The following is a 24,666-nucleotide window of genomic DNA, read 5'->3' as shown; positions in this document are numbered from 1 at the left end:
TAAGCAATAAGGATCTGTTCGGGCAGTCGACAGGGAATTACTCAGCTTGGCACAGCAGTGTCAGTCTGAGCTATAGCTCAATCTGACACACATAGACCCATGCTCATACCAAGGCACGCAGCCCCTGATCGCCCACATACAACCAGACCAGCACAATCAAACCTCCAGAGAAGTTGGAACCCCTCATGCTACTGACGGACAAGCCTTAGTCCATTAGCCACGACCAACAGACTCGCACCCATATCCGCAAAAACCGCCATCCACATGGTGCCCATACCCAACATCGTGAGTACCAAAAAGATTGCCTTGATGCTCAATGCCAGCGTGATGTTCTGAACCAGCACTGTTCGGGTGGTACGAGACAGGCGAACGAACCGCGCAATTTTATTGAGGTCATCGTCCATCAGCGCCACGTCAGCGGTTTCGATGGCGGTATCGGTGCCGGCAGCCCCCATGGCAAAGCCTATGTCGGCTCGCGCTAAAGCGGGAGCGTCATTGATGCCGTCACCCACCATGCCCACTTTACCGCGCAGGGCGTATCGCTCAATAGCGCGCAGTTTGTCCTCCGGCAATTGGTCGCCCAAGGCTTCGTCGATTTGTACTTGCGTCGCAATGGCCCGTGCCGTATGCGCGTTATCACCGGTCAGCATGACCGTCTTGATACCCAACTCGTGCAGCGCTTTGATCGCTGAAAGGCTGCTCTCTTTCACCGTATCGGCCACGGCGAACAGCACCAGCACCCGCTCGCTATCAGTAAGGAGAATGACCGTCTTCCCTTGCTCTTCCAGTTCGCCGAGTTGTGCCTCCAGCGTTGGGGTACATACGCCAAGCTCATGGATTAAGCGATGGTTGCCAAGCTGATAATTGACCCCGCCAACGGTTCCACGAACGCCTCGTCCTGGAATGGCGGAGAAGTCTGCCACCTCAAGCAGGTTGGTATTGTTCTGCTCCCCGGCTAACGCAATGGCGCGAGAAACGGGATGGTCAGAGCGTGCGGCAAGGCTGGTGGCAATTCGAACGGCCTCTAGTCCGGCCGGCTGATCCAACAGGACGGTATCGGTTAACGCAGGTTTGCCGTGCGTGATGGTGCCGGTCTTGTCGAATGCCAGCCACGCGAGTTTGTGACCTTCTTCGAGATATACCCCGCCCTTGATCAGAATGCCGTGGCGCGCTGCGGCAGCCAGGCCGCTGACGATGGTGACAGGTGTCGAAATGACCAGGGCGCATGGACAAGCGATAACCAGCAACACCAGCGCACGGTAGATCCAATCGTGCCAACTGCCATCAAGCATCAATGGTGGCACAAGGGCCACCGCCAATGCGAAAGCGAACACTGCCGGTGTGTAGATTTTGGCGAACTGATCAACAAAGCGCTGGGTCGGAGCCCGTGCGCCTTGGGCTTCCTCAACAGCATGAATGATGCGCGCCAGGGTTGATTGTGTAGACTCGGCGGTGACCCGGTATTCGAACGAACCGGACTCGTTGATCGTTCCAGCGAACACACTGTCACCGATCGCTTTCTCGACCGGCATGCTTTCTCCGGTAATCGGCGCTTGATTGACGGTCGACCGGCCGGTTGTCAGCACGCCATCAAGTGCGATTCGTTCCCCCGGTTTGACTCGGACAATTTGGCCTATAGCAACAGCTTTGGCCGACATATCCATCCAATCGCCATTTGTCTGTTGAACGGTCGCCTGTTCAGGCGTGAGTTGTACCAGGCTGCGAATGGCGTTACGTGCCCGATCCAGCGACTTTGCTTCGATCAATTCGGCAAGTGAGAACAAGACCATGACCATTGCCGCTTCCGGCCATTGCCTCAGCAGTACCGCACCAGTGACAGCGATGCTCATCAGGGCATTGATATTGAGATTGCCGTGGCGCAACGCAATCCACCCCTTTTGGTAAGTGCCGATCCCACCGATGGCGATGGCGATGAGCGCCAGCAGCGCCGATACCCATTCCGGCATACTGACCCAATGCACTATTTCCGCTGATAGTGCAGCCACGCCTGCCAGCGCCAACGGCCACCAAGGCTTGTCGATCTGCTCAGTCGGTGTCGCCGAAGCTGCCACCTGCATGGGCTCGGAGGACATCCCTAATTCCCGGATGGCCGCTTCAACAGCGGCTAAAGCGTCGTTGTCATGCACCACAGACAACACTCGCTGCATCAAATTGAACTCCAGTCCTTGCACGGCAGCCATGCCGCCAAGCTTTTTGCGAATCAAAGCCTCCTCGGTCGGACAATCCATCTGAGCAATGCGGAGGCGGGTCAGCGTCGATCCCATCGGGATGTCACTGGTAACCAGGCTGACTTCATCAGCGGGCGTCGCTTGCGACGAATCACCTGCACAGCACTTCCGGCCATGATCGTGGTCACATGCGTCACGCTTGGGCGCAATTTCTTCTGGGCGAACGGACATGTTGCGATCTCGATTAGTTGGATATTGCTCATTTCATACCCTGTAGCTACTATAGGGTCAAGATTTTTGGAGATGAATGATGAAAATTGGCGAACTCGCGCAAGCATCGCAATGTACGGTGGAAACAGTGCGCTACTACGAAAAGGAGGGGCTGTTGCCTATCCCTGCGCGAACGGAAGGCAACTACCGTAGCTATGGGAATCCTCACGTTGAGCGCCTTCGCTTCATCCGCAACTGCCGCGCCCTGGGTATGACGCATCAGGAAATTCACACGCTATTGGGCCTGATGGACCAGCCAGCCAGCGATTGCGGGGCCGTCAACGAACTGCTGGACGAACACATTACCCACGTCGACGTGCGGATTACCGAGTTGACCCAACTCAAGCACCAACTCAGCGAACTGCGTCAATCCTGCCAAATCAAGCAGGACGTAAGTACGTGCGGCATCTTGCAAGGATTGGCATCCATGGAGACTGAGGCAAGGCGCGATAGACACACGCACCTTGGTTGATCCGGCTCACTGTACGATTAGTTCACGACACCCCTTGAAAGCCATCCTCCTACTGGGTAGTGCCCGAACCAATGGTCAGACAGGAAAAAATTGACGCAATAAGCTCCATCTCAGGATAATCTCCAGCCATGTTCCGCCGATTCTGTTTCCGTTCGCGTTCGCTCCTGGCGATGCTGCTGGCCTTCTGTCTGGTCAGTGCGTCGCTATGGGGGTATGGCGCGGAGGCAATGGCGGATGCCTTGTCCGACGAAATCAGCTTTTCTGTCGCCGCTGGCGATGCCGGCGATCACGCTGCGACCGAGAAGCTCTGCAATCATGGTTGTCATGCCCAGACTCATTTAACGGGCCTCGATTCCAGCATACCCACGATCAATTTTCCCGCTACCGAAACCGTTTTCAGTAGCGAGGGATCAATCGACGTTGCCTCCCAACCCTGCGGCAGTCTTTTTCGTCCACCCCGAAACACCTTTCAAGCCTAAACCGACATCGTTCGTCAGCGGATGCCTCATGGCAGTCCGTTTCTTCATCGCTTGAAAGGTTTCTCCCATGTTGTTCGACACCCCTGCCGGGGAGCGCGGCTTGCTGCGTCGTCTCGGCATGCTGGCGGGGCTATTCCTCGCTGGCAGCAGTGCTTTCGCAGCCGGCCCGCTAACCCTGGACGAAGCCTGGCGCTTGGCGGAAACCGCCAACCCGACCCTGCGCGCCGCCCGTGCCAACCTCGATGCTGCTGAAGGCCAGTTGCGGGATGCTTCCGGGCTCCTTTACAACAACCCGCAGCTTTCGACTGACCAGACCCGTCGTCGCGTGCCCCAGGCTGGTTTGCCGGACAACCGATTTCATGAGCAGACGCTAGGTGTTTCGCAGACCTTCGAGATCGCGGGACAGGCCGGTTACCGGCGCGAGGCCGCCGGCCGAGACCTGGCCGCCGTCACCGCGAATATCGATGAAGTCCGCCGTTTGGTGCGCGCCGAAGTCGAGCAGCGCTTCTATCGGGTGCTGGTCCTGCAACGCCGTATCGAGACCGAACGGGAGGCTCTGGCCGCCGTCACTGATGCCGCTGCGGCGGTTAGAAAGCGTGTAGCAGCCGGTGAAGACAGCCGGCTCGATGGCAATCTGGCGATGGTCGAAGCCGAGCGCGGCCACAACCAACTCGCCGTCCTGGACGAACAACTCCTCCAGGCACGTGCGGAACTCAGTGCTGCGCTGCAACTGCCCATCACTGCCTTGCCGGAGACGACCGGCGAATTGCGGGCAGCACCAACCGTCGCCACCTTGGAAACGTTGCAGGCTTCGGCCCGTGAACGGCCATTGCTGCGTTCGTTGGAACACCGGGAACAAGCGGCCCGCAACCGGCTGGGCCTTGAACGCTCCGCCGCCTACCCAGATGTCACCGTTGGCCTGAGTGCCGGCCGGGAAGCCCCTTACGATGCCCGTGAGCAATTTATCCGTCTGACCATCTCGGTGCCGTTGCCCCTGTTTCGCCGAAATGGCGCAGGAATCGGCAAGGCGACAACGGAACTGACCCAGGCTGAGATCGAACGGCAAAGCAGCGAGCGCGATGTGATGGCCCAGGTGAATGCCCTCTGGCAACGCATGGAGAGTCTGCAAAGTCGCGTCAAACGCCTTACCGAGTCGGTCCTGCCGGCTCTCGACGAGAACCGCCGCCTGTCATCCACCGCCTACCGGGCTGGCGAGATTGGCCTGCTGCAACTGCTGCTGGTCAATCGCCAGTTGCTGGATGCCCGACGCGACTACCTCGATGCCCTCGGCGACTTTATCCAGACCCGCATTGCCCTAGAGCAAACGGCCGGCTGGCCCGTCGCTCAAGCCAACCCATCCCCCGAGAAAAACAAATGACCCGCATCCTCCCGACAACCCTCTTGGCCCTCTCGCTGGTGCTGGTCGCCTGCGGTCGTAACGCGCCTGAGAGCAGCACCGTGACGGAAAAGCCCGCCGCTGCCCCAGAAAAAACTGCTACCGGCGAAAAAGCAGCACCGACCGAAGCGCCGGAAGCCGGCCAGTTACATCTGACGGAGGCGGAAATCAAGGCCGCCGGCATTCGCACCGAAGACGCCACTGAAGCGGAGGTTCACGAGCGGATCGCCGTAACGGCAACCATCCAGGCCAATCAGGATCGGCTGGCCCATGTTGCCCCACGGGTGCCAGGCCGCATCGTCAGCATTGCCGCCAAATTGGGGGATCGGGTTAAGGCGGGGCAGGCCCTGGCCAGCCTGGACAGCATCGAACTGGGTGAAGCCCACTCCACCTACCTCCAGGCCGACAGCCAGTACCGACTGGCCCAAGCCGATTTCGAGCGGGCCGAAAAGCTTTACGCCGACCAGATCGTGCCGCAAAAGGACTACCTGCGCAGCCGTGCAGAGCACGAGAAAGCCCGCGCCAACTTGCGGGCGTCAACCGACAAGCTGCGTCTGATGGGCGTGACGCCGGCCCGCTCGGAAACCGCCATGTCGGTGTTCCCGGTCAATGCGCCATTTGCCGGAACAGTGATCGAAAAGACAGCGGTGTTAGGCGAACTCGCCCAGCCGGACAAGGCACTGTTCACCGTGGCCGACCTATCCGTGGTCTGGATCGAGGCCAGCCTGTTCGAGAAAGACCTCGGAAAGGTAAAAACCGGTGCCACGGTTGGCGTGACAGTCGCTGCTTATCCGGACGAAGTGTTCAAAGGGCGTCTGACCTACATCAGCAGCGTCATGGACAAGGAAAGCCGCACGATCAAGGCACGGGTGGAAGTCGCTAATGCCGACGGTCGCCTGAAGCCCGACATGTTCGCCAACGCAGCCATCGACACGACGACGGCGGGCAAGGCGCTGACGGTGCCCTCGGGGGCCGTGCTTTTGCTGGAAGGCAAGAAAGCGGTCTTTGTTCGCGAGAAGGAAGGCTTCGAGAAGCGAGAAGTCGAACTCGGGGACAACCTCGGTGGCCGTTTCGTGATCAAGAGCGGCATCGAAGCCGGCGAAGCCGTGGTGGTCGACGGTGCCTATGCGCTCAAGGCGCGGCTCCTGAAATCCAAAATCGGCGATCACGACTAAGGAACGGCCATGCTCAACAAGATCGTCGATATCTCCCTGCGCTACAAGCTGCTGGTTCTGGTGGCTCTGGCGCTGATCGTACTGCTCGGGGCACGAGGCTGGCAGCGCCTGCCGCTGGATGCCTTCCCGGACGTGACGCCGGTACAGGTCAATATCTATACCGAGTCGCCTGGTCTAGCGGCCGAGGATGTGGAAAAACTGGTCACTTTCCCGGTCGAATCGGTTCTCGCCGGCCTACCCAAGGTCGAGGAAATCCGCTCCACCTCTTTGTTTGGCCTGTCCTTTGTCAGCGTCTATTTCAAGGACGACATGGACATCTACTTCGCCCGCCGCCTGGTGGGCGAGAAGCTGGTTGAATCCAAAACCCGCATTCCCGATGGGTATGGCGAACCTGTCCTCGGGCCGAATGCCGCAGGGCTTGGGCAGGTGTTCTGGTACACCCTGGAAACAATGGACGACAAGCTCACCGGGATGGATCTGCGAACTGCCCAGGACTGGGGCGTGCGCATGATCCTGCGGACGGCCCCCGGCGTAGATGATGTGACCTCCTGGGGCGGCGACGAAAAGCAGTTTCAGGTGCTGATCGATCCGCGCCGCCTGATTAAGTACGGTCTCGGCTACAAGGAGGTGATGACCGCCATCGCCGCCAACAACCGACAGGTCGGCGGGCAGTACATCAATCTTCAGCGCGAGCAATACCTGGTACGTGGCCTGGGACTGGTCGCCAATGCGGAAGACATCGGCGGCATCCTCGTTACCCAGCGCGACGGCACACCGATTTATGTGCGGGACGTGGCCGACATTCGTCCCGCCCCGGCGCTGCGTACCGGCGCAGTGACCAAGGATGGCAAGGAAGTCGTACTCGGCATGGCCCTGGCCCGTACCGGCGAGAACGCCCAGCAGGTAGTCGAAGCGGTCCGCGCCAAGGTCGCTACTGCGCTCAAGACCTTGCCTGACAACGTGAAGCTGGAAGTCGCCTACGACCGCACCGAATTGATTGGCAAGGCGATCTCGATGGCCAGCAGCGCCATGCTGGAAGGTGCTGCACTGGTGGTGCTGGTGTTGTTCCTGTTTCTCGGCGAAGTGCGCTCGGCGCTGATTGTCGTCGTCGCCATTCCGGCCGCCTGGCTGGTCGCTTTCCTGTTGATGGATCAGACCGGGGCCAGCGCCAACCTGATGTCCCTGGGTGGGTTGATCATTGCGCTGGGCATGACCATCGACGGGCCAGTGGTGCTCGTGGAAAACGCCTTCCGGCTACTGTCCCACCATGCCGGCAAACCGGTCAACCGGACGGCCGTGGTGCTGGAGGCGGCTCGCGAGGTGATGAATCCGGTCGCCTTTGGCGTCATCATCATCATTGTGGTCTTCCTGCCGCTCTTTGCGCTGACCGGTATCGAAGGCAAGCTGTTCAAACCGCTGGCAATCAACATGACCTTCGCCATGGTGGGTTCGTTGATCCTGACCGTTACCCTGATGCCGGTGCTCTGTGCCTTGGCGCTGCGCCCAAAGAAGGAAGAAGACCCACGACTGGTGCGCTGGCTCAAGCCGCGTTTTGAACCACTGCTGCTGTGGACGCTGGCGCATAAGAAGCGGGTGATGATGACCACTGGCGCGTTGTTCATCGCGTCGCTGGCGCTCTTCCCCTTCCTTGGCAAGGAGTTCATGCCCACTCTGGAAGAGCAAGGCATCATGTTCCGGGTAACCAGCATTCCCTCCACCTCGCTGGAAGAGTCCATTGCCGTTTCCGAGCGCATTGAGGAGGCGTTAAAGACGTTTCCCCAGGTCAAGCACTCGCTGGCCATGATCGGGCGCGCTGAAAAAGGCGAGACGGCGGACGTGAACTACATGGAAATCCTGGTCGATCTCCAGCCGCACGATACCTGGCCGGAGCGGATGACCTACCGCGAACTTTCGGCCAAGATGCAAGAGCGCCTGGAAAAGGAAATCCCCACGGCGGTACTGGCAGCAACCCAGCCCATCCAGATGCGGGTCGAAGAGCTTATTTCCGGAGTGCGAGCCACGCTGGCTTTGAAGCTGTACGGTGAAGACCTGGCAACGCTCGACCGCCTGGCAGCCGAAGCCAAGGAGATTGTCGAAAAAGTGTCCGGTGCCACCGACGTGGCGCTGGAAGCCAATCTCGGCAAGCCTCAGATGGTCATCAAGGTGAACCGCCCTGAAGCGGCACGTTACGGCATTAACGCCGACGACGTACTCGACGTGGTGCAGGCCGGCATCGGCGGCAAGGCGGTCAGCACTTTGATTGACGGCGTACGCCGTTACGATATCCAGGTCTGGTTGCCGCCGGAGTTCCGCAACAGCATCGAGGCGGTGAGCGCCATCCCAATACGCACTGCCGGTGGTGCCCTGGTGCCCTTGTCACGGGTCGCTACGGTGGAATTGACTGAAGGCTATTCCTTCGTGCGCCGCGAACAATTGCAGCGTTATGCGGTACTGCAACTGGATGTGAAGGGACGTGACGTGGATGGTTTCGTGCGCGAGGCCGAGGCACGGCTCAAGACGCAATTGAAGCTGCCCGCCGGCTACTGGCAGGAATGGGGTGGGGCTTTCGAGAACCAGCAACGAGCCATGGCCAAGCTGGCGCTCATCGTGCCATTGACCATTGGCCTCATCTTCATCCTGCTCTACACCGCGTTCAACTCAGTGCGCTATGCTACGTTGATCATCGCCAACGTGCCTTTTGCCGCCATCGGCGGCATCCTCTCTCTCTTCGTTAGCGGCCAGTATCTGTCGGTGCCGGCGGCGGTCGGGTTCATCGCGGTCTTTGGTGTCGCCATGCTGAACGGCATCGTGCTGATCTCTTTCCTCAATGGTTTGCGCGAGCAGGGACTGAACATCCGGGAAACCGTGGTGCAGGGCGCGGTACTGCGCTTGCGGCCGGTGCTGATGACGGCGCTGGTCGAAATTCTGGGGCTACTCCCGTTCCTGCTGGCGACAGGTGTCGGCTCGGAGGTACTACGCCCGCTGGCAACAGTCGTGGTAGGGGGACTCATCTCTTCCACCGCACTGACGCTGTTTATCTTGCCGCTGGTCTATGAGTGGATGGAGCAACGCAGACAATCACAAAATCTGGAAGGAGCAAGCCAATGAAAGAGATCAAGGCATTCATTCATCCGCACCGGACGGCAGCGGTCATCCAGGCACTAAGGGAGTCTGGGGCATGCGATACAAATGCTGGAGCATCGTGCTTCCATATCGCCATTTCCCAAGTGCAATGCGTGCATGCGACCAGCGATGGCTCCCAGCACTATTCCGTCGAACTGGCGGAGCCGGTCGTACTTCAAACTAAGCTCGAACTGGTTTGTGAAGATGATACGGCAGATCTCCTGGTGGATCTTATCGTTCGCCATGGGCACGCGGGGCAAGTCTGTTCGGGATGGGTACATGTTCATGTGCTTGAGCGACGAATACCGATTGGCTGATTTTTTTGCGTGCACAAACTGAAAGGCGGTATGCAGAACCCCGGAACCGTGCCCATAAACTTCGCTACTCTTGAAAATGGATATTGGGCCTTAACATCGTCCACTATCGGGTAGCAGTGCGAACGTTCCTGGTCATCAGAGCGGGCGACCGCTTTGGCCGCCGACTTATCAGTGAGTATCCTACTGGAACGGCTGCTGTCCTCAGTTACCTGTCGCTGAGAACTAAGAGGGGCAACAGACCGTTTTGGGCGTGCGCCGTGCAAAGGCGGCGCTTTTCCAGTGGGTGAAAGCCCCACCCGGCGAAATGCTCCAGCCGGAAGCAACCGGAGCAGTCATGGAGGTAACGAAATGGCTGAAGCCTTCGGATAGCGGGCCACAAATTCTGGTGGCAGCGCGAGTGTGCAGGCCGTAACGCGAGTGAACGCTGAATAAGCCTCGAAAAGGACGATGCACAGGCCGACCCAGCAGCCCTTCTGGGGAAGGCTGATACGACTGAAGGGATGAGCAAGGATGTACCGTCAGTCGCTGTGCCGGGGTATTGGCGACAGCATGTACACAAGGAAAGCGCACGCAACACGGGAAGCCCTATGGCGTGGTCAGGGATGGCCAACCGAACACCCGTGAGGGATGGTTCGGGCGTCATAGGGTGGCGGAGAGGTCCGTAGTACCGGGGAAGCCGGGTAATGCCGGTGGAGGGAAGGGGCCTTGGTTCATGACAGACGCACTACGTAGTGAGGACGTGGAGATTGGGCAACCTATCAACTCCGTTGCATGTTCAGAAACTGCAGATGGCGTTACACGCGAAAGCGAAGTCGGAATCTGGATATCGTTTCTACGCGCTGTACGACAAGATTTATCGCACGGATATTTTGGCGCATGCCTATGCCCAGTGCCGCTCCAATAAGGGCGCGCCGGGTGTGGATCGTCAGGATTTCGAGGATGTCGAGGCGTATGGTGTGCGGCGATGGCTGGAGGAACTGGCGCTTGCGCTCAAAGAGGAGAGCTACCGACCGGATCCAATTCGGAGAGTGTTTATCCCGAAAGCCAATGGCAAGTTAAGGCCTCTGGGCATTTCAACGCTGCATGATCGAGTGTGTATGACAGCAGCCATGCTGGTACTCGAACCTATCTTTGAAGCTGATCTTCCTGATGAACAGTATGCCTACCGGCCGGGCCGCAATGCCCAGCAGGCGGCAGAAGAAGTGAAGAACCGGCTCTACCTTGGACAAACGGACGTTGTCGATGCCGACCTGTCGGACTACTTCGGCAGCATTCCACATTCTGAACTGATGAAGTCGCTGGCGCGACGCATCGTGGATCGGCGTGTGCTACATCTTATCAAGATGTGGCTGGAGTGCGCGGTTGAGGAAACCGATCAGCGAGGACGGAAGAAACGGACGACCGAGGCCAAAGATCAGGGGCGAGGTATCCCGCAAGGCTCACCGATCTCGCCGCTGCTATCGAATTTGTATATGCGGCGGTTTGTGCTGGCGTGGAAGAAACTGGGGTTGGAGCGAAGCCTTGGCAGTCGCATCGTCACCTATGCCGACGACCTCGTGATCCTGTGCAAGTGTGGCAAGGCGGAAGAAGCCTTGCAATGGATGCGCACGATCATGGGGAAACTGAAGCTCACGGTGAACGAGGAAAAGACACGAATCTGTCAGGTACCGGCAGGGACGTTCGACTTTCTGGGTTACTCGTTTGGACGGCGATATGTGCCGCGCACAGGGAAGCCGCAGATCGCTCTGTGGCCGTCGAAGAAAAGCATTCGACGCATGGTGGAGAAAATCCATGACATGACTGAGCGGCAAACGGGTTGGCAAGAGACCACGGAGCTGGTGGGCAAGTTGAATCGGACGCTACGCGGCTGGGCGAACTACTTCAGTGTAGGGAACGTCAGTCGCGCCTATCGTGCGCTCGACAGTTACACGGCAACGCGGTTGCGTCGGTGGTTGCGCTACAAGTACAAGCTCAGACATTGCAAGGGCGGGAGCTATCCACTCTCGCACCTCTACGGGTACTTTGGTCTCGTACGTCTGGGCGCACGTGGGCGCAGCGAGGCGTGGGTGAAGGCGTGATGTCGTGTCCGAGAGCCGGATGCGGGAAATCTGCATGTCCGGTTCGATGAGGGGGATGTGAAAACGGGGTTACGGCAGAGTTACTTGGGCACCGCCAGACGAAAGGGGCGGACAACAGACATACCAAGCCTAATGCTACCGCGTCACATCTCTACTCTACACCGAAGGGACCGTCCTCTATTCGGATTCATCGCCTGAAAGCAGCCGCTGAGGTTCCGCTACCTGAAAGCGGCCGGTCGTCACTGAGTGCTGCGCAGCCCATTGCTGTCAGTCAGCAGCGCGCAAAACCATGACTGCTTTCTGCACCAAAGCAGCCCTATCCAATCTACAAAATTAGTGAGGATGACTTACGTGGTGCACATCAGGAAAGTGCGCATGGGTATGGGAAATGGGCTGGTGCCGATGGATGTGTGAATGCTTCCCCCCTGGCGCCACCGGGTAATCATGGCCGTGCTGATGATGCTCATCATGGAGGTGTTCATGGCTGTGCTCCATGGCTTCATGGGTATGCTCATGCTCATGTTGCTCAGTCAGGTGCAGCCAAATTCCAATGGCCATTAACGAACCGGCCACGATAAGTCTGGTCGTCAAGGGTTCGCCCATGGCCAGCGCGATAAACGCGCCACAGAAGGGGGCGACAGAAAAATAGGCACCGGCACGGGCGGTCCCCAGATGGCGCAGCCCAACGACGAACAAGACCAGGCTGATGCCGTACGCCAGCAGACCAACCAACAAGGCGGCAGCCAGCATCGGTAAACTCGGTAACTGATCACCCAGCGCGAACGCAATTGCCAGGTTCACAGTTCCTGCGACCAATCCCTTGACGGCAGCAATCCAGGTTGCATCAGCCAGCGAGACTTTCCGGGTCAGGTTGTTATCGACGGCCCATGCCAGACATGCCCCCAGCACTGCAAGCGCCGGCAATGCGCCGGCAAATTGCATCTCTCCTGGCCAACTGAGGACTACTGCGCCAGCAGCAATGGCAAACATGCCCAAGGCGATGCGATAGTCGAAATTCTCCTTGAAGACGAGCCAGGCGAGCAGCGCGGTCAACACACCTTCGGCGTTCAAGAGTAATGCAGTTCCCGAAGCCGGCATTCCCGAGAGGCCATACATCAACAGGACCGGGCCAACCACCCCACCGGCCAGGATGGCTCCGGCAAACCATCCCGTTTCAGCGCCAGGCAGCCTGACAGGTTCTGCCCTGCTGACAAGCCTATAAAGCGAAAGTCCAGCCCCGGAGCCCAGATAAAAAAGTCCAGCCAATAGCCATGGGCTCACGTCTTGCAGCAACAGTTTTGCCAACGGCGTTCCCGCCCCAAAGAGCAGTGCAGCACCCAGTGCCGATGCGATGCCGGGTGAAATGAATGGATGCTGGGCGTTCATGACTGTGCTCTCAATTCAACTTAGAATCCAAAGGACTCACCGGCCCCCAGAAGGGTGGCGACTCCAAGGATGGCGAAGATGGCAGCGGCAATGCGATGCACCAGCTTGACCGGCATTTTGTCGGCAATTTTGTCGCCCATGATGACTGCCGGCACATTCGCCACCATCATGCCGAGGGTTGTACCAGCGACCACCGCGACCAGGCTCTGATATTGGGCTGCTAGGGCAATAGTGGCAACCTGCGTCTTGTCGCCCATTTCGGCGAGGAAGAAGGCAATCAGCGTGGTCGTGAAGACGCCAAAGCGAGCCAGCTTGGCATCCTCTTCGTCGAACTTGTCAGGGATCAGGGTCCAGCCGGCCATCGCAATAAATGAAACGCCAAGCACCCAGCGCAGTATCTCCGGTCCCATCAGCGTAGTTATCCAGGAGCCCACTGCACCCGCGAAACCATGGTTGGCCAGTGTAGCGACCAAAATGCCGAGAACGATAGGCACAGGCTTGCGGAATTTCGCCGCAAGAATGAACGCTAGGAGTTGGGTTTTGTCACCGATTTCGGCAAGGGCCACGATGCCGGTGGAGATGAGAAAGGCTTCCATGTTGGTTTCCTTGGCCGGAATTCGACGAATGACCACACCACCTCCCCGGCCATTCGGAAGGCAGTATGGTCAAAGGTCTTGCCAAGCAGAAACCGCTTACGCCATGGTCGAATGACCAAGTATGTTGACGCAAGCCTCTTCAGATTGAAGAGCGGCTACTCCCCAATGACTCAGGAACATTCTATCGATTGCGTCGTTATCCGTCTATCGGGAAAGCTACGCGGTCGTGCTGGGGCTCCAGAAAGCTGGGTATCTGGCCGAGCACTCCACGAACATTGGATTGGCTGTTGCTAACGTCGCATCGTCCTAGACGCGACATGATCAATTTTCTGGTAAGCCTCTTGCCGACAAAGTGCTCCCAAGGACAAATCACGAAAGAATCGGGCAAGGCCGTTGCGTGGATTGCCTAGATACGTCGCTTGACGGTCAAAAGCAGTCGTTACTGACCAGTTGCTGCAGTGTCCGGTTGTGGCCGGATTGCGGCAGTGAGGTCGTCAATTTGCTTGCCGAAAACCGGTCACTCACCTCGATCACCGGGAGCCCTACCTGCAGAAATTGAAACGTAACACCGACCGACTGGTAGTGGCCGGGTGCCGACCGCCACCTGAATCAAATTCTACCTGCTGGACGGCAGGTGGACTCAGTAAGCCGCCGCTCAGAACCTCTCCGGTTAAGCCCCGCCAGTGACCGCTCCCGCTGCATCGCGAGCATTCAGCGCGCGTCCGCCGTGACAAACCTTTGCGAGTCACTGCGGACTGTCAGCAATCGCCGAAAGCTCTATTCGATGGTGGCGGAACGCCATTGGCAACACTGGCAAGGTTCGAATCGTTGCTTGGGGCGGGTTTCAGTTGTTTTGGCTGGCTGGTTTGGGGTGGAATCCGCACGGTCAGCGATTCTGTTATCGGGGCCGCTGAACCTGCATGGCGGCGTTCGCGCTCATGGCAATCGCATTGGCATTTCCGAAGCCGTTTGACGTTTTCCAGTCGACGCACCCATACATCTGATCGGCGAAGGCGTGACCGATTTGCGTTGCCACCATCCAGAGCGTGATAACACCAATCTGATCCATCTGCCCGGGCTCACTGTAAGCCAGCCGACCGCCATTGGCTGCGGACGCCAGAATATGACCCTTTCGTCATGTTGATTCGCCAGAACTCAACAAGTCTGTAGATAGCAATAACTACATAAGTCACCCTGTTTCGATAGTCCAGTGACCGTCATTCTTGTTGATTGAAAGGACAACACGATGGCGGTAAAGAAGAAAGACTCCGCCCGTCTGGCGAAGCGACTTGGGGGCAACCTATCGGAGCGGCGTAAACAGCTGGGATGGACACAGGAAATGGTTGCGGAGCGGGTCGGCGTTGACGCCGAAACCATTTCGCGCATCGAGCGCGGGGCGCATTTGCCGTCCCTGCCGACGCTGGACAGGCTTGCGGTGGCGCTGCGCTGTTCCGCCGGCGACCTGTTATCGAATGAAGGGCCCGAAGAGGCCAGCGAAGCTGCAACCTTCGGCGCATGGATTTCCGAACTGGGGACTGACGATCGGGCATTCGTTATGACCGTCGTGCGGAACTGTTGTGAGTACTTGGGCAACCGCTCGAAATAGCCAATATTTCCACCCACAGGGGGGAGCATGGGCCGCACGGCCGCGAAATGTTGTGCGTGAAAACCTCTTCCCGGGCGATGACTGGCAGGCGGACAGCAAGGCGCCTGATGGGACGCGGGCACAAATCATGGCCCTAGCTGCCATCGCGGGTTCGAGCCGGATCGGCTTCGTCAGCGATCCGACTTCTGGACCGCGACCTTGATCACGGCGTGCTGGAATGTTTTCGGCATCCGTGCCATCTCCAATCGCTGGCGGACGCGGTCTATTGAGGCAGGCACGTCCTGGAATGTCTTGCATCGGCCCACGTGCCTCAATATCGTATCGACAGGTTCCACGTCAGGCTGACCTGACGCCGTGGGCACCCTCACCGCTCTCGTGGCGGCGTCGCAGTCGATACCTGCCTGTTGCCCGACGATCCGCTGTCGCGCGTGCTGCGCGGTGCAGGTGCGGATCGGCTGATCTTTCCCGACCCGGACGCCATTGGCCGTCATGCGGTGGGAATCACTTTCTTGCTCATCCTTCCATGCCGCGCGACCGGGGCGCCGGCGGCATGTCGTCGAGTTCTGCGTTCCCTATCGGCCCGCGCCATCCTGACCTAGCGCGGCCGCAACAGAGCAGGTCATGTCCTTTATCGGCACCCGCCGTGACGAGGCCCGATCATGCCCAACATCCGTACCAGTACCGCCGCGAAGGTGGCGGCTTCCAGTACTTTTTTGACTACGCCTGCCACCCCGGTTTCGACCCTGACGCTGCCCGAGACCGGCTTCCTGCGCCAGCCCCAGGTGCTGGCCTTCGTGCCCATCTCCAAATCGACGCTCTGGCGGCGCATCCAGGCGCGCACCTTTCCCGAGCCGGTCAAGCTTTCGGAGCGGGTGACCGTCTGGCGCGCGGAAGACATCCGCCGCTGGATCGCGCAGCAAGGCCAGCCCGGGTGACGGGCAAGGGAATGAGCGGGGATCGGTTCGGCTCGGAACTGCGTCGTCGTTCGCGTATCGACCGAGTCGGCGCCGACCCGCCACGTGCGTCGCGCGTGCGCTCATCGGTCCGGCCGTCAAGTTCTTTCGCGACGGCGGCGCGCTCGGCCTGATGACGAAATCCCGCGCCTTTCCCGGCGTTTTCGCATGGCGAAGGGGGCGTCGGCGCACGAAGATTCGGGCTGATGACGATCGACAGATGATGGGAGAAGCAAGCCATGCAAGACAACCAGGAGGTCGACAAGCACCACGAGAACGCATTGCAATCGGTCGAGATGCTACGTGCTGTAATTGGCGGTGAGACCTACGAGGCGGTGGCCGTGCGCTTCGGCGTCTCGCGCACGGCGGTCGAGCGGCGCATCAAGTCCGTCGCCGTCCAACTCACCCAGGTGGTGGGCGTGGATGGTCTCAAGGAGGAAGGCGCGGCTTTCGTGCGGCGGCTGCGCCTGCATCGGGACGCCATCCTGGTCGCGCTGGAGGGCTTCGAGCCCCAGCCGCCGGCCGGCGTCCGTCCGGCGCGGGTGCTATCGGCGCCGGAGGTGGCTCAAGGCGCGGTGCGCATCAAGGGGCGCACCAGTCGCACCTGGCACGACCTGGCCCTGTACTACATGCTGTTCGCCACGGGCCTGCGGCCGCTGGAGATCGCCCGGATCGAGGTGCGCGACTATCTGTATGCCGACGGCAGCGTGTGCAGGGAATCGGAGTTGCGCGCCGACGCAGCGATCAACGGCAAGCCCCGGCCACTCTACTTCAGCAGCAACCGGCTCGACGATGCACTGGCCGCCTATTTCCGCGAGCGTCTCGCCGGCGGGCATGGCCTGGGTGGGCCGGACGTCTACCGTGGCTTGGACCCAGGTAGTCGACTGTTTCTTTCCCCGAGCGGTGAGCCCTACAAGATCACACCCAACAATGGCGAGCCGGGGCAGAACCGCTACGTTTGCCGGGCGTTGCTGGAGATCTACCGGAAACTGTTCCGCTACGCCGAACTCAAGGGGCTGAGCGCCCAGTCGGCGCGCCTCACCGTGATATCGCGGATGTATGAGCGCGGGGCCGACGAGGATCAGGTGGGCGCGATCTTGGGTATCGGCGAGCGGAGCGCGGTGCGGGAGTTGCTGCCGCGGCCCAAGCCGACCCTGGCAGAACTGCTCGACGAATTGATTTGAGCTCGCCATGGACTCCCAACGCTTCGCCATCAAGGGCCGCGTGATCGGCGCGGATGATTCGCAACTGCAGGATGCGCTCGCCCACGTCTACGAGACACCCGAGCGGCCGCGCTGCCTGTGCGTGCCTGGCGGCGTGGAGATGTACGTGGCGCGGCATCGCCAGTTCGTGGTCAAGCGCATGCCGGACAGCGGCAGCACCCACCATCCGAGCTGCCCTTCCTACGAGCCGGAGGTCCAGCAGTCCGGACTGGGCGAACTGGTCGGCGAAGCGGTGCTGGAGTCGGAACCGGGGCGGTTCGAATTGCGTGTGGATTTCCCCTGGATGCGGGTAATCGGGCGCGCCGTGCCGCGCGGCGAACCCCAGGAGGTGGCAGAAATCGGCGTGCCGAGGAGGCAGATGACGTTGCGCGCCTTGATGCACTTCCTGTTCGAGCGCGCGGGCTTCAACCGCTGGAGCCCGGCGATGGCGGGCAAACGCAACCAGGGCGTGCTGCGCAAGTACCTGCTGGAGGCGGCCGAGGAGATCATGGTCAAGGGCATCCCGCTGGCCGAGCGCCTGTATGTGCCCGAACCGTTCAGCGAGAGCGCCAAGGCCGAGGCGGCACAGCGCCGGCGCGAGAAGCTGGCCGTGCTACGTCCCAAGGACGGGCAGACGCCGCTGGCCGTCGTGATCGGCGAATTCAAGACGAGCGAGGCCACAAGCCAGGGCCGCCGGGTCTGGATCCGGCACATGCCGGACGCGCCGCTGCTGATCGCCAGCCGGAGTTGGGAGCGGATCGAGCGGGTGTTCGCGCCACTGTTTGAGGCGCGCGATGCCGATACCGGCCACCCGGTCCGGGTCATCCTGGCCGCGTTGATCCGCGCCCGCCGTGAATACACCTACGAGATCGATGCGGCGAGTTTGATGTTGACCAGCGAGCACTGGATTCCCATTGAGGGCGTGCATGAATTGCCCCTGATCGACGCCCTAGTCGCCCAGCACCGCCGCTTCGTCAAACCGCTGCGCTATGACGCTCGGAGCGCGGCGGCCTTTCCGAATGTCCTGCTGCTGGATGCCGGGACGGCGCCGGTGCCGCTACACGTGGTGAGCGCTTTCATGGATACGAAGGAGCGGCTTTCCAAAGAAAGGGCAATTGCGGAAATCGGTGCGCAGGGCGCTTGGGTCTGGAGGACAGAGGAACCGATGCCGCCCTTCAGACGAGATGTAGAGCTGGCGCTGCCGTCTTGATTCGCGCTATTGAAGCGTAGGCCCGCACAAGCGCAGCAACTGCGATCGGATCTCGGCCGGAGATGCTGCCAGATCCACGGTGGCAAACCGTATGCTGTGCCCCTGGATGAAGACCGTCTCATCTACCGTGTGTCCAAGGCAAGGATAAAGAAGCAACCCGCTGCCGCACTTCCACAAGTGCAACGTCATTAATCAGCCCCCGCTTTATGCCAAACCGAAGGTCTTTGACAAAACCTTTCCTTCAATCACAAATTTCAACTCTCCGCTCTCTTCAAGGAAGGTCACCGATTTTCCTGCATACCTTCGATAAAGTGGGAATTTGCGTCCCTTGTAGATGACGCTACCGTCATCCTCCACAAACACGCTATCGCCAGATGGCGGTATTGAAGCATGACTCGGCATTGTTCGAGTGTCGTTGATCGATGGGCCTTGGCTCACAATCTTCTTTTCAGAGAGCAGTGTCATCAAGCCGCTGGGCTCTTGACCTTTGTTGCCCCTGGGGAGGGAAGCCGCTTCGGCATACTCCGTAAGTTGCCTTTGGGCTTCCTGAAGGCGGCGGTTGAATCCGTCCGGGTCACGAAGGATGGATATCCAAAGTCGTGCTTTTTCGGAACCGATGTCGTGATCGAGAATTATTTCGAGCAGGTTGCAGGCTTGACCGATAGCGTCTTTGGCATCATTCCAAAGCGATTGAATCTCTTCCTGCTCGTCGGACTTGGTGGTCTCCTCAAAATCCTTGAACGCGATGTCCGTATTCAGTGAGCCTTCATAGGGAGCCAACCCCTTGGCCTTATAGCGGCGAAGTTGCTCTGGGCTCAGCGTGCAATGATAGGTCAGGAGCCAGCGTTCCTTGATGAAATAGACATTCCCTTCCTTATTCAGGAGCATGAACTCGCCCGTCTTGGGGCGCGCAAGCTTCTTGGCTAGGTCGGACGGTGAAAACTCCGCATCGGTCAATCCTTCGCGAATCTTTTCGCGATCTCTGTTTGTTTGCAGCTTACCGACAATCCAGGTCGCGCAATTTGAGAGGCCCTTATAGTCAATATCACCTGGATTTTGAGTAGCCAGGATGCAGCCGACACCAAAGGCGCGTCCTTGCTTGACCAGAATATTCAGCGCGGGTTTGCAGGAGGATGTATAAGGGTAAGTGGGATAGAAAGCGGTCTTTCCGCCACCACCGCCGATCTCATCCAGGAAGAACAACAGGCGTGGTCTGTTTCCACCGGGGGCGCTACCCTGTTTGCGCATCCAGGCGTTGATCGCGAAGGCGATTTGCGCAACAACAAAGCTCTGATCCTCAAAGTCGGTGATGTGAGCGAGGCTAATAACGCTGATCTGGGTCTTGCCGTCGACACGGTTGGCTCCCACCAGCTTGTCGATGCTCATCTCTTCGCCACGAACCCAGTTGGCTGCCGCGCCGACGAGTTGGCCGTTCACCGCCTGTGCAAGCTTTTGACGCCGGTTCTCGGGAATATGGTCATCGATCCCCAGCACACCAATGGTGGCAAAGGGCGGTTCCAGAATCATGGAGACCAATTGCCCGAGACCCGCCTCGCCAGTCAGATCAACACCCGTACGCCAAGCGTGCTCAATGAGCGCTGTGACAAAGTCTGTTTCCCTGTCCCGCTGTCCCGAGGGAATCACCCGACGCACCAGTGCTTCCGCCATGCTGGTCACCATGACCGAAGCCGTATCCGGGTCCTCGTCAAACAGCTTATTGATGTCCGGCGGCGGGGAAGAAATGAGCGGAATGGATACCCTGCGGCCGAGCTCACTGCGAGGAGTGAAAATCTCAACGGCTACCTGATTGAAAAACTCCCGCACGTTGGTTTCGGCAAGTCCCCAATCCCATAGCCGTTTCCGGAAGGTGTTGGCTTCAGCCAATGCGGCTCTGCCAAGCGTAGACTTGTCTTCTACCTCGATCCATGGCGCAACGGCCGGGGCTGCCAGTTCACCGAAAGCAAGGGCCAAGGAAGACAAATCGCCCTTGAGATCCACGATAATCGAGGGAACCCCCTTGAGTGCAGCTTCCTCAATGATGGCTTTGCCCATTACCGTTTTACCGGAGCCTGAGCCGCCACAAATAAAGGTGTGAGTGATCAGGTCACTCAGCTTGTGGCGGTACAGCTCTCCAGGCATCCCATTGGGATCGAGATGTTTCCCTATATAAAGCTCGCTCACTCGCTATCCTCCTCCGGGAGTTCAAGCGTTCCTGTTTGCCATTCACGGAATTTTTCTAAAATGAACGGGAGGTCGTTTTCCTTGAGCGGGTCGCCATTGGCACGGCGGCCGACGTAGTCAGCTCGCGCCATGAAGATATCGCCCTGAACATCTCCCGGGCGCTTCTTCTGCAGATACACGACATTTGTCGGAATGGAGGTTCCGGTAGATGCAAAGGTTTCGCTTGGCAGGGACCGGTTCGGGCCGAAGACGTATCCGATGGTGAGCGAAGCTAAGTTGGCGCTATTTGACGACTTCTGGGCCGCGACGCAGGACAACGACCAGCTTTGGGCCATGGACTAAAACAAGAATCAGGGGATCAGCATGACAGTTCAGATTGCCGAAACGCTGCGCTACGACGCCACCGGTCCGCACGGCACGACGATTTAGGAAACCATCCAAGGTGAGAAGGCGGCGGATTTGCGCCTTGGACAAAGCGCTTGATTTGAAACGGCTCGGTCAGGGATAAGGCTCGGAACAAGAATGGATCAACAAACCCAACCCCGCAGAAGCGGCTCGTACACAGCGAACCTTCTCGGAAACATCAGGAGTCACTTGGCTGGACTCCAGGGCTACGATGTCATGGCCCTCGAGCTCATCCAGAACGCGGATGACGCAAAAGCGGAGGCGGTTGTTTTCGACATCAGCGACCGGGGCCTTCTTGTCGTCAACAGTGGCAAGTTCACCTACTGCGGTGAGCCCTCCCGACATTCAGGGCGATGACGTTCAGTTTGACGAATCGCCAAGTCGAGATAGTCAGGCGGCCAAAGTCAACGCCCGGATCGTTGATCTTGTTGCGAGACAGGGGGTTGCTCCTGGAGACATTACCGTATTGATTGCCGATGCTTTGCACAAGGCGGAGTACTACGCGGCACTTCGACGGTTACCCCTTCCTCGACCCGCGACTTGGCTTGAGGAGGGTGTCCGGCGCAACAATACCGTACTGATTGACACGATCCAGCGCTTCAAGGGCCTCGAATCGCCGATCGTGATCTTGTGGGGCCTGGATACCATTGATCTTTCCCGGAATCTGGAGCTGCGTTATGTCGGCATGAGCCGAGCAAAGTCTTTGCTTGTCGTCGTCGGAAAGGCTGGTACCTGTGCGGCCTTCAGATTGGACGCTGTTCCGAAGGATTGAAGGGAGAAATTGCAGGAAGGTGTGCGCTGCCCCAACGTGTAGCCAACTTGCAGATATGGGTTCGGTTGCTTAATGCCATCAAACTGGCATGGGGTACGTAAACGCCAGCCGTCCGGCGCGGGGTTGAAGTGCGGAAAATTCGCGAGAGCATGAATTGTCGGAATATCCCGACGTTCATGGAGGAGCGCCCTCATGGCCCATCCCAATGCCCAACCCGTTATTGCCGTGCAGGGCAGCGGCGCTATTGCCGCGCCGACCCTGCTGGGGCAAGGCCCCGCCCGCATTCCCACCGGCGGCAAGATCCGCGCCGGCATCAAAGTGCTCACGAAGAAGGCCGCCGGCGAGCCCAAAGCCAAGGCCATCTACGACCAAGGCGTGGCCGCGGGCCAGTCGTTCGAGCAGATCGAGCGTGCCATCGCCGAAGCCCTGCCCAACCTCAAGGCGCCGCTGGTGCCGCGCAACGTGCAGTGGTTCACCGTGCGGGCCCAGGACTTTCCCAATCCCGAGATCGCCCGGGAGATTCTGGACGCCTATGGCGAGGATCGAGGCGAAGGACGGCGTTTGTACCGCTTCCCGGTGGTGTTCCCCTCCGACTACTGGCAGACCGTGATGCCCCACGAGTTGGCGGCCTGGGGCACGCACGAGAAGCATTACTGGTCGCAATATTCGGCCGATGGTCGGGTGCGGCACTGCATGTGCCATGCCCGGGTGCCAGTCGACGAGACGGGCCGGCGCACGATCCGCCTCTTCGGCGGTCGCAAGACCATGATCCGCGAGGACAACGGAGGTCTCTGTGAACCGGAGGCCTGTCGCGAGTACCAGCAGCGCCAGTGCAACCTGACCGGGCGCTTCCTGTTCTTCATCCCCGGCATACGTTCGATCAGCGCATTCGAACTGCATACCAACAGCTTCTATGCGATGAACGCCGCGATCCAGAAGTTCGAGACCGTGGGCTTCCTGCGTGGCGGGCGCATCTCGGGTTTCCTCGACCGGCAACGCACGCCTTTCTACCTCACGAAAAGACTGATGGAGGTGGCCCACATCGACGAGCAGGGCAGGGCAGTGCGCGTGCCGCAGTGGATCATCGACCTGGAGGCGCCGGTGGATGTGACGGCCTTGCTGCGAGACAACGAAGACACCGAGACGACCCTGGTGCAGGCGCAACTGGCGACGCAGGTGCTTCAGGGCAGTCTGGCAGCAGCCAGTGCCGAATCGCTGCCGCCGGAAGCCGTCGACGCGCACTCGACGGCGGTGGCCGATGCAACGTCCGCCGAGGAGCCGCCGTTGCGCGACGGCCGTCCCAGCTTCGAGCAATTGATGGCCCGCGTGCAGGCCTACGGGATCGTGCCGGAACAGTATCAGGCCTACGCCGACCGGCGCTGGGGACGGGGCTGGAAGATCAACCCGAGCGGCCGCGCCCAGGCCTGGAATGAGCTTGAGCGCTACGGCAACGATCCGCAAGGCTACCTCGACAAGATAGCGAGCGAGATACAACTGGCCTCGCGCGGGAGGACGGCATGATCCGCATCGCGCATTTCTCCGATCTGCACTACGGTACCAAGAAACTGGCGGAAGCCGACCGTTGCTTCGGCGCTGCCATCGACCGGGCCATCGCGTTGGGTGCGGAGGCGGCGGTTCTCTCGGGCGATGCCACCGACCATGGCCTGGACTTGCATGCACCGGCCGCCGAACGGCTTGTCGCGCAGGTGCGGCGACTGGCTGACCACTGCCCGGTGTTGATGCTGCAAGGGACATTCTCGCATGAGCCACCGGGCACCCTGGCGATCTTCCGGCTGCTGGGCGGACGGCATCCGGTGCATGTGGCCAGCAGTATCGCGCAGGTCGCGCTCACGGCCCAGGACGAATGGCTCGCTTCGACCAGTTGGTGTTTCGATAGTTTGCCGGCCGGTGCTCGTGCCCTGATTACCTGCATCCCCACGGTGAACAAGGCGGTGGTGGCCGCAACAGTCGGTGCGGCGGAAGCCGCGCAAGCCGTGGGCGAGCACCTGGCCCTGCTGCTGCGCGGCTACGCGCCGATCCACCGCGCGGCACGTCGGCAGGGCGTGCCGACCATCGGCGTGTCGCACGGCACGGTGTTCGGCTGCGTGAGCGAGCACGGCGTGCCGATGGCCGGTTTCGATCACGAGTTCACGACCGGTGCCCTGTTCGGTGCCGAGGCCCAGGCCTTCATGCTCGGGCACATCCACCGGCATCAGGCATGGGAGCAGGAAAGCATCGCAGGGCGGCAGTGTATCGCCTATCCCGGCTCGATCGGTCGCTTTCATTACGGCGAGGAAGGGGGCAAGGGGTTTCTGTTCTGGGAAATCGACGCCGACCAGGCGCGCTTCACGCTGGAGCCCACGCCCGCGTGCCGAACTGTCGATATCGTTTTCGAGGGCAAACCCGACCTCGACGCCCTGCGCGCGGCTGTCACGCAGCAGGACATCGCTGGCGCGTTCGTGCGCGTGCGCTGGACCGTCGCCGAAGAAGACCGCCACCAGGTCGACCGCGCGGCGATTGAGCGGCTGCTGGAGGGGGCGGCGGAAACCAAGCTGGAAGGGCGCATCCTGCCCGTGGTGCGCACGCGGGCGGCAGGGATCTCGCAATTGGGGAATCTGGCGGACAAGGTTCGTGTCTGGGCGCAGGTGACCGAGGCGCGGGCGGAACCCTTGCTCGCGTGCCTCCAGGCGCTGGCAAGCCAGGAACCGGAAGCCATCGCCGAACTTGTGCTGCTTGGGCTGGAAGTCCGCGATGGCGAGGGAGGCGTCGACACCGCTGTCTCCCGGTCGCCACCCATGGCCGATCTTGAACCCACACTGTCGTTTTGACCTTCCCGGGCCTGTCCCTCGGGGACGG

Annotated in this window: 20 protein-coding genes and 1 riboswitch; of the genes, 14 read left to right on the top strand and 6 right to left on the bottom strand. The window is 59.9% G+C overall.

Annotated elements, in window-relative coordinates; translation table 11 throughout:
* Positions 1 to 188 precede the first annotated feature (188 nt).
* On the bottom strand, positions 189 to 2,420 hold the full coding sequence (locus tag DARO_RS11635) for a heavy metal translocating P-type ATPase (protein ID WP_011287995.1): 2,232 nt from the start codon (positions 2,418 to 2,420) through the stop codon (positions 189 to 191).
* Between the two features lie 79 nt (positions 2,421 to 2,499).
* Here DARO_RS11635 and cadR point away from each other — a divergent pair, with 79 nt between their 5' ends.
* The 7 genes from cadR (at position 2,500) to ltrA (ending at position 11,499) form a co-directional block, all read left to right on the top strand.
* Entirely contained in the window at positions 2,500 to 2,931 is a 432-nt protein-coding gene (cadR, locus tag DARO_RS11630) for a Cd(II)/Pb(II)-responsive transcriptional regulator (RefSeq protein ID WP_041224358.1), read from the top strand.
* A 128-nt stretch (positions 2,932 to 3,059) separates the two neighbouring features.
* Positions 3,060 to 3,410, top strand: coding sequence for a hypothetical protein (locus DARO_RS11625; RefSeq protein ID WP_011287993.1), 351 nt, complete (start codon positions 3,060 to 3,062; stop codon positions 3,408 to 3,410).
* A gap of 67 nt (positions 3,411 to 3,477) precedes the next feature.
* Positions 3,478 to 4,788: a TolC family protein gene (locus DARO_RS11620; protein WP_011287992.1), complete on the top strand. Its 1,311-nt coding sequence runs from the start codon at positions 3,478 to 3,480 to the stop codon at positions 4,786 to 4,788.
* Complete coding sequence (locus DARO_RS11615; protein WP_011287991.1) at positions 4,785 to 5,981, top strand: efflux RND transporter periplasmic adaptor subunit; 1,197 nt, start codon at positions 4,785 to 4,787, stop codon at positions 5,979 to 5,981. The genes DARO_RS11620 and DARO_RS11615 overlap by 4 nt, the downstream gene beginning before the upstream one ends.
* 9 nt (positions 5,982 to 5,990) lie before the next feature.
* A complete protein-coding gene (locus DARO_RS11610; protein ID WP_011287990.1) occupies positions 5,991 to 9,089 on the top strand; it encodes a CusA/CzcA family heavy metal efflux RND transporter in 3,099 nt (1,032 codons plus the stop codon).
* Positions 9,086 to 9,421, top strand: coding sequence for a P-II family nitrogen regulator (locus DARO_RS22310; RefSeq protein WP_011287989.1), 336 nt, complete (start codon positions 9,086 to 9,088; stop codon positions 9,419 to 9,421). Before DARO_RS11610 ends, DARO_RS22310 begins: the two co-directional genes overlap by 4 nt.
* A 746-nt stretch (positions 9,422 to 10,167) precedes the next feature.
* Positions 10,168 to 11,499 (top strand): group II intron reverse transcriptase/maturase, encoded by a 1,332-nt coding sequence (gene ltrA, locus DARO_RS11600; RefSeq protein ID WP_497462968.1) that lies wholly within the window; start codon positions 10,168 to 10,170, stop codon positions 11,497 to 11,499.
* A gap of 333 nt (positions 11,500 to 11,832) precedes the next feature.
* Here ltrA and DARO_RS11595 read toward each other — a convergent pair whose 3' ends face one another.
* The 3 genes from DARO_RS11595 to DARO_RS22845 all read right to left on the bottom strand — a co-directional run bounded on the left by DARO_RS11595 (position 11,833) and on the right by DARO_RS22845 (position 14,550).
* Entirely contained in the window at positions 11,833 to 12,885 is a 1,053-nt protein-coding gene (locus DARO_RS11595) for a DMT family transporter (RefSeq protein ID WP_011287988.1), read from the bottom strand.
* A gap of 20 nt (positions 12,886 to 12,905) precedes the next feature.
* Complete coding sequence (locus DARO_RS11590) at positions 12,906 to 13,481, bottom strand: TMEM165/GDT1 family protein (RefSeq protein ID WP_041224958.1); 576 nt, start codon at positions 13,479 to 13,481, stop codon at positions 12,906 to 12,908.
* A 3-nt stretch (positions 13,482 to 13,484) separates the two neighbouring features.
* A riboswitch (yybP-ykoY riboswitch) is annotated at positions 13,485 to 13,657 on the bottom strand.
* Between the two features lie 722 nt (positions 13,658 to 14,379).
* Positions 14,380 to 14,550 (bottom strand): hypothetical protein, encoded by a 171-nt coding sequence (locus tag DARO_RS22845; protein WP_157037200.1) that lies wholly within the window; start codon positions 14,548 to 14,550, stop codon positions 14,380 to 14,382.
* A gap of 177 nt (positions 14,551 to 14,727) precedes the next feature.
* Between DARO_RS22845 and DARO_RS21750 the strand changes: the two genes are divergently transcribed.
* The 4 genes from DARO_RS21750 to DARO_RS11565 all read left to right on the top strand — a co-directional run bounded on the left by DARO_RS21750 (position 14,728) and on the right by DARO_RS11565 (position 18,452).
* Positions 14,728 to 15,087 (top strand): helix-turn-helix domain-containing protein, encoded by a 360-nt coding sequence (locus tag DARO_RS21750; RefSeq protein WP_011287986.1) that lies wholly within the window; start codon positions 14,728 to 14,730, stop codon positions 15,085 to 15,087.
* A gap of 659 nt (positions 15,088 to 15,746) precedes the next feature.
* Positions 15,747 to 16,022: an AlpA family phage regulatory protein gene (locus tag DARO_RS11575; protein WP_011287985.1), complete on the top strand. Its 276-nt coding sequence runs from the start codon at positions 15,747 to 15,749 to the stop codon at positions 16,020 to 16,022.
* A gap of 257 nt (positions 16,023 to 16,279) precedes the next feature.
* On the top strand, positions 16,280 to 17,224 hold the full coding sequence (locus DARO_RS11570) for a site-specific integrase (protein WP_011287984.1): 945 nt from the start codon (positions 16,280 to 16,282) through the stop codon (positions 17,222 to 17,224).
* 7 nt (positions 17,225 to 17,231) lie between these two features.
* Complete coding sequence (locus DARO_RS11565; protein ID WP_011287983.1) at positions 17,232 to 18,452, top strand: DUF1173 domain-containing protein; 1,221 nt, start codon at positions 17,232 to 17,234, stop codon at positions 18,450 to 18,452.
* A 204-nt stretch (positions 18,453 to 18,656) separates the two neighbouring features.
* Here the strand turns inward: DARO_RS11565 and DARO_RS11560 are convergent, their stop codons facing one another.
* Together DARO_RS11560 and DARO_RS23100 are read right to left on the bottom strand one after the other, a co-directional pair.
* On the bottom strand, positions 18,657 to 20,633 hold the full coding sequence (locus DARO_RS11560) for a helicase HerA-like domain-containing protein (RefSeq protein WP_011287982.1): 1,977 nt from the start codon (positions 20,631 to 20,633) through the stop codon (positions 18,657 to 18,659).
* Positions 20,630 to 20,968: an N-6 DNA methylase family protein gene (locus DARO_RS23100; protein ID WP_198134027.1), complete on the bottom strand. Its 339-nt coding sequence runs from the start codon at positions 20,966 to 20,968 to the stop codon at positions 20,630 to 20,632. Before DARO_RS23100 ends, DARO_RS11560 begins: the two co-directional genes overlap by 4 nt.
* Before the next feature lie 398 nt (positions 20,969 to 21,366).
* Here DARO_RS23100 and DARO_RS11545 point away from each other — a divergent pair, with 398 nt between their 5' ends.
* From DARO_RS11545 to DARO_RS11535, 3 genes are all read left to right on the top strand, one after another.
* Entirely contained in the window at positions 21,367 to 21,810 is a 444-nt protein-coding gene (locus tag DARO_RS11545) for an ATP-binding domain-containing protein (protein ID WP_041224353.1), read from the top strand.
* Between the two features lie 192 nt (positions 21,811 to 22,002).
* Positions 22,003 to 23,331 (top strand): recombination directionality factor, encoded by a 1,329-nt coding sequence (locus DARO_RS11540; RefSeq protein WP_011287980.1) that lies wholly within the window; start codon positions 22,003 to 22,005, stop codon positions 23,329 to 23,331.
* Positions 23,328 to 24,638: a metallophosphoesterase gene (locus DARO_RS11535; RefSeq protein WP_011287979.1), complete on the top strand. Its 1,311-nt coding sequence runs from the start codon at positions 23,328 to 23,330 to the stop codon at positions 24,636 to 24,638. The genes DARO_RS11540 and DARO_RS11535 overlap by 4 nt, the downstream gene beginning before the upstream one ends.
* The last annotated feature ends 28 nt before the right edge of the window (positions 24,639 to 24,666 follow it).

Source organism: Dechloromonas aromatica RCB, assembly GCF_000012425.1.
This window is presented reverse-complemented; position numbering and strand designations above follow the sequence as displayed.

Excerpts from the sequence above, each read along its gene's own strand:
- DARO_RS11635 (WP_011287995.1), bottom strand. The coding sequence starts at position 2,420 with ATGTCCGTTCGCCCAGAAGAAATTGCGCCCAAGCGTGACGCATGTGAC.
- cadR (WP_041224358.1), top strand. The coding sequence starts at position 2,500 with ATGAAAATTGGCGAACTCGCGCAAGCATCGCAATGTACGGTGGAAACA.
- DARO_RS11625 (WP_011287993.1), top strand. The coding sequence starts at position 3,060 with ATGTTCCGCCGATTCTGTTTCCGTTCGCGTTCGCTCCTGGCGATGCTG.
- DARO_RS11620 (WP_011287992.1), top strand. The coding sequence starts at position 3,478 with ATGTTGTTCGACACCCCTGCCGGGGAGCGCGGCTTGCTGCGTCGTCTC.
- DARO_RS11615 (WP_011287991.1), top strand. The coding sequence starts at position 4,785 with ATGACCCGCATCCTCCCGACAACCCTCTTGGCCCTCTCGCTGGTGCTG.
- DARO_RS11610 (WP_011287990.1), top strand. The coding sequence starts at position 5,991 with ATGCTCAACAAGATCGTCGATATCTCCCTGCGCTACAAGCTGCTGGTT.
- DARO_RS22310 (WP_011287989.1), top strand. The coding sequence starts at position 9,086 with ATGAAAGAGATCAAGGCATTCATTCATCCGCACCGGACGGCAGCGGTC.
- DARO_RS11595 (WP_011287988.1), bottom strand. The coding sequence starts at position 12,885 with ATGAACGCCCAGCATCCATTCATTTCACCCGGCATCGCATCGGCACTG.
- DARO_RS11590 (WP_041224958.1), bottom strand. The coding sequence starts at position 13,481 with ATGGAAGCCTTTCTCATCTCCACCGGCATCGTGGCCCTTGCCGAAATC.
- DARO_RS22845 (WP_157037200.1), bottom strand. The coding sequence starts at position 14,550 with ATGGATCAGATTGGTGTTATCACGCTCTGGATGGTGGCAACGCAAATC.
- DARO_RS21750 (WP_011287986.1), top strand. The coding sequence starts at position 14,728 with ATGGCGGTAAAGAAGAAAGACTCCGCCCGTCTGGCGAAGCGACTTGGG.
- DARO_RS11575 (WP_011287985.1), top strand. The coding sequence starts at position 15,747 with ATGCCCAACATCCGTACCAGTACCGCCGCGAAGGTGGCGGCTTCCAGT.
- DARO_RS11570 (WP_011287984.1), top strand. The coding sequence starts at position 16,280 with ATGCAAGACAACCAGGAGGTCGACAAGCACCACGAGAACGCATTGCAA.
- DARO_RS11565 (WP_011287983.1), top strand. The coding sequence starts at position 17,232 with ATGGACTCCCAACGCTTCGCCATCAAGGGCCGCGTGATCGGCGCGGAT.
- DARO_RS23100 (WP_198134027.1), bottom strand. The coding sequence starts at position 20,968 with ATGGCCCAAAGCTGGTCGTTGTCCTGCGTCGCGGCCCAGAAGTCGTCA.
- DARO_RS11540 (WP_011287980.1), top strand. The coding sequence starts at position 22,003 with ATGGCCCATCCCAATGCCCAACCCGTTATTGCCGTGCAGGGCAGCGGC.
- DARO_RS11535 (WP_011287979.1), top strand. The coding sequence starts at position 23,328 with ATGATCCGCATCGCGCATTTCTCCGATCTGCACTACGGTACCAAGAAA.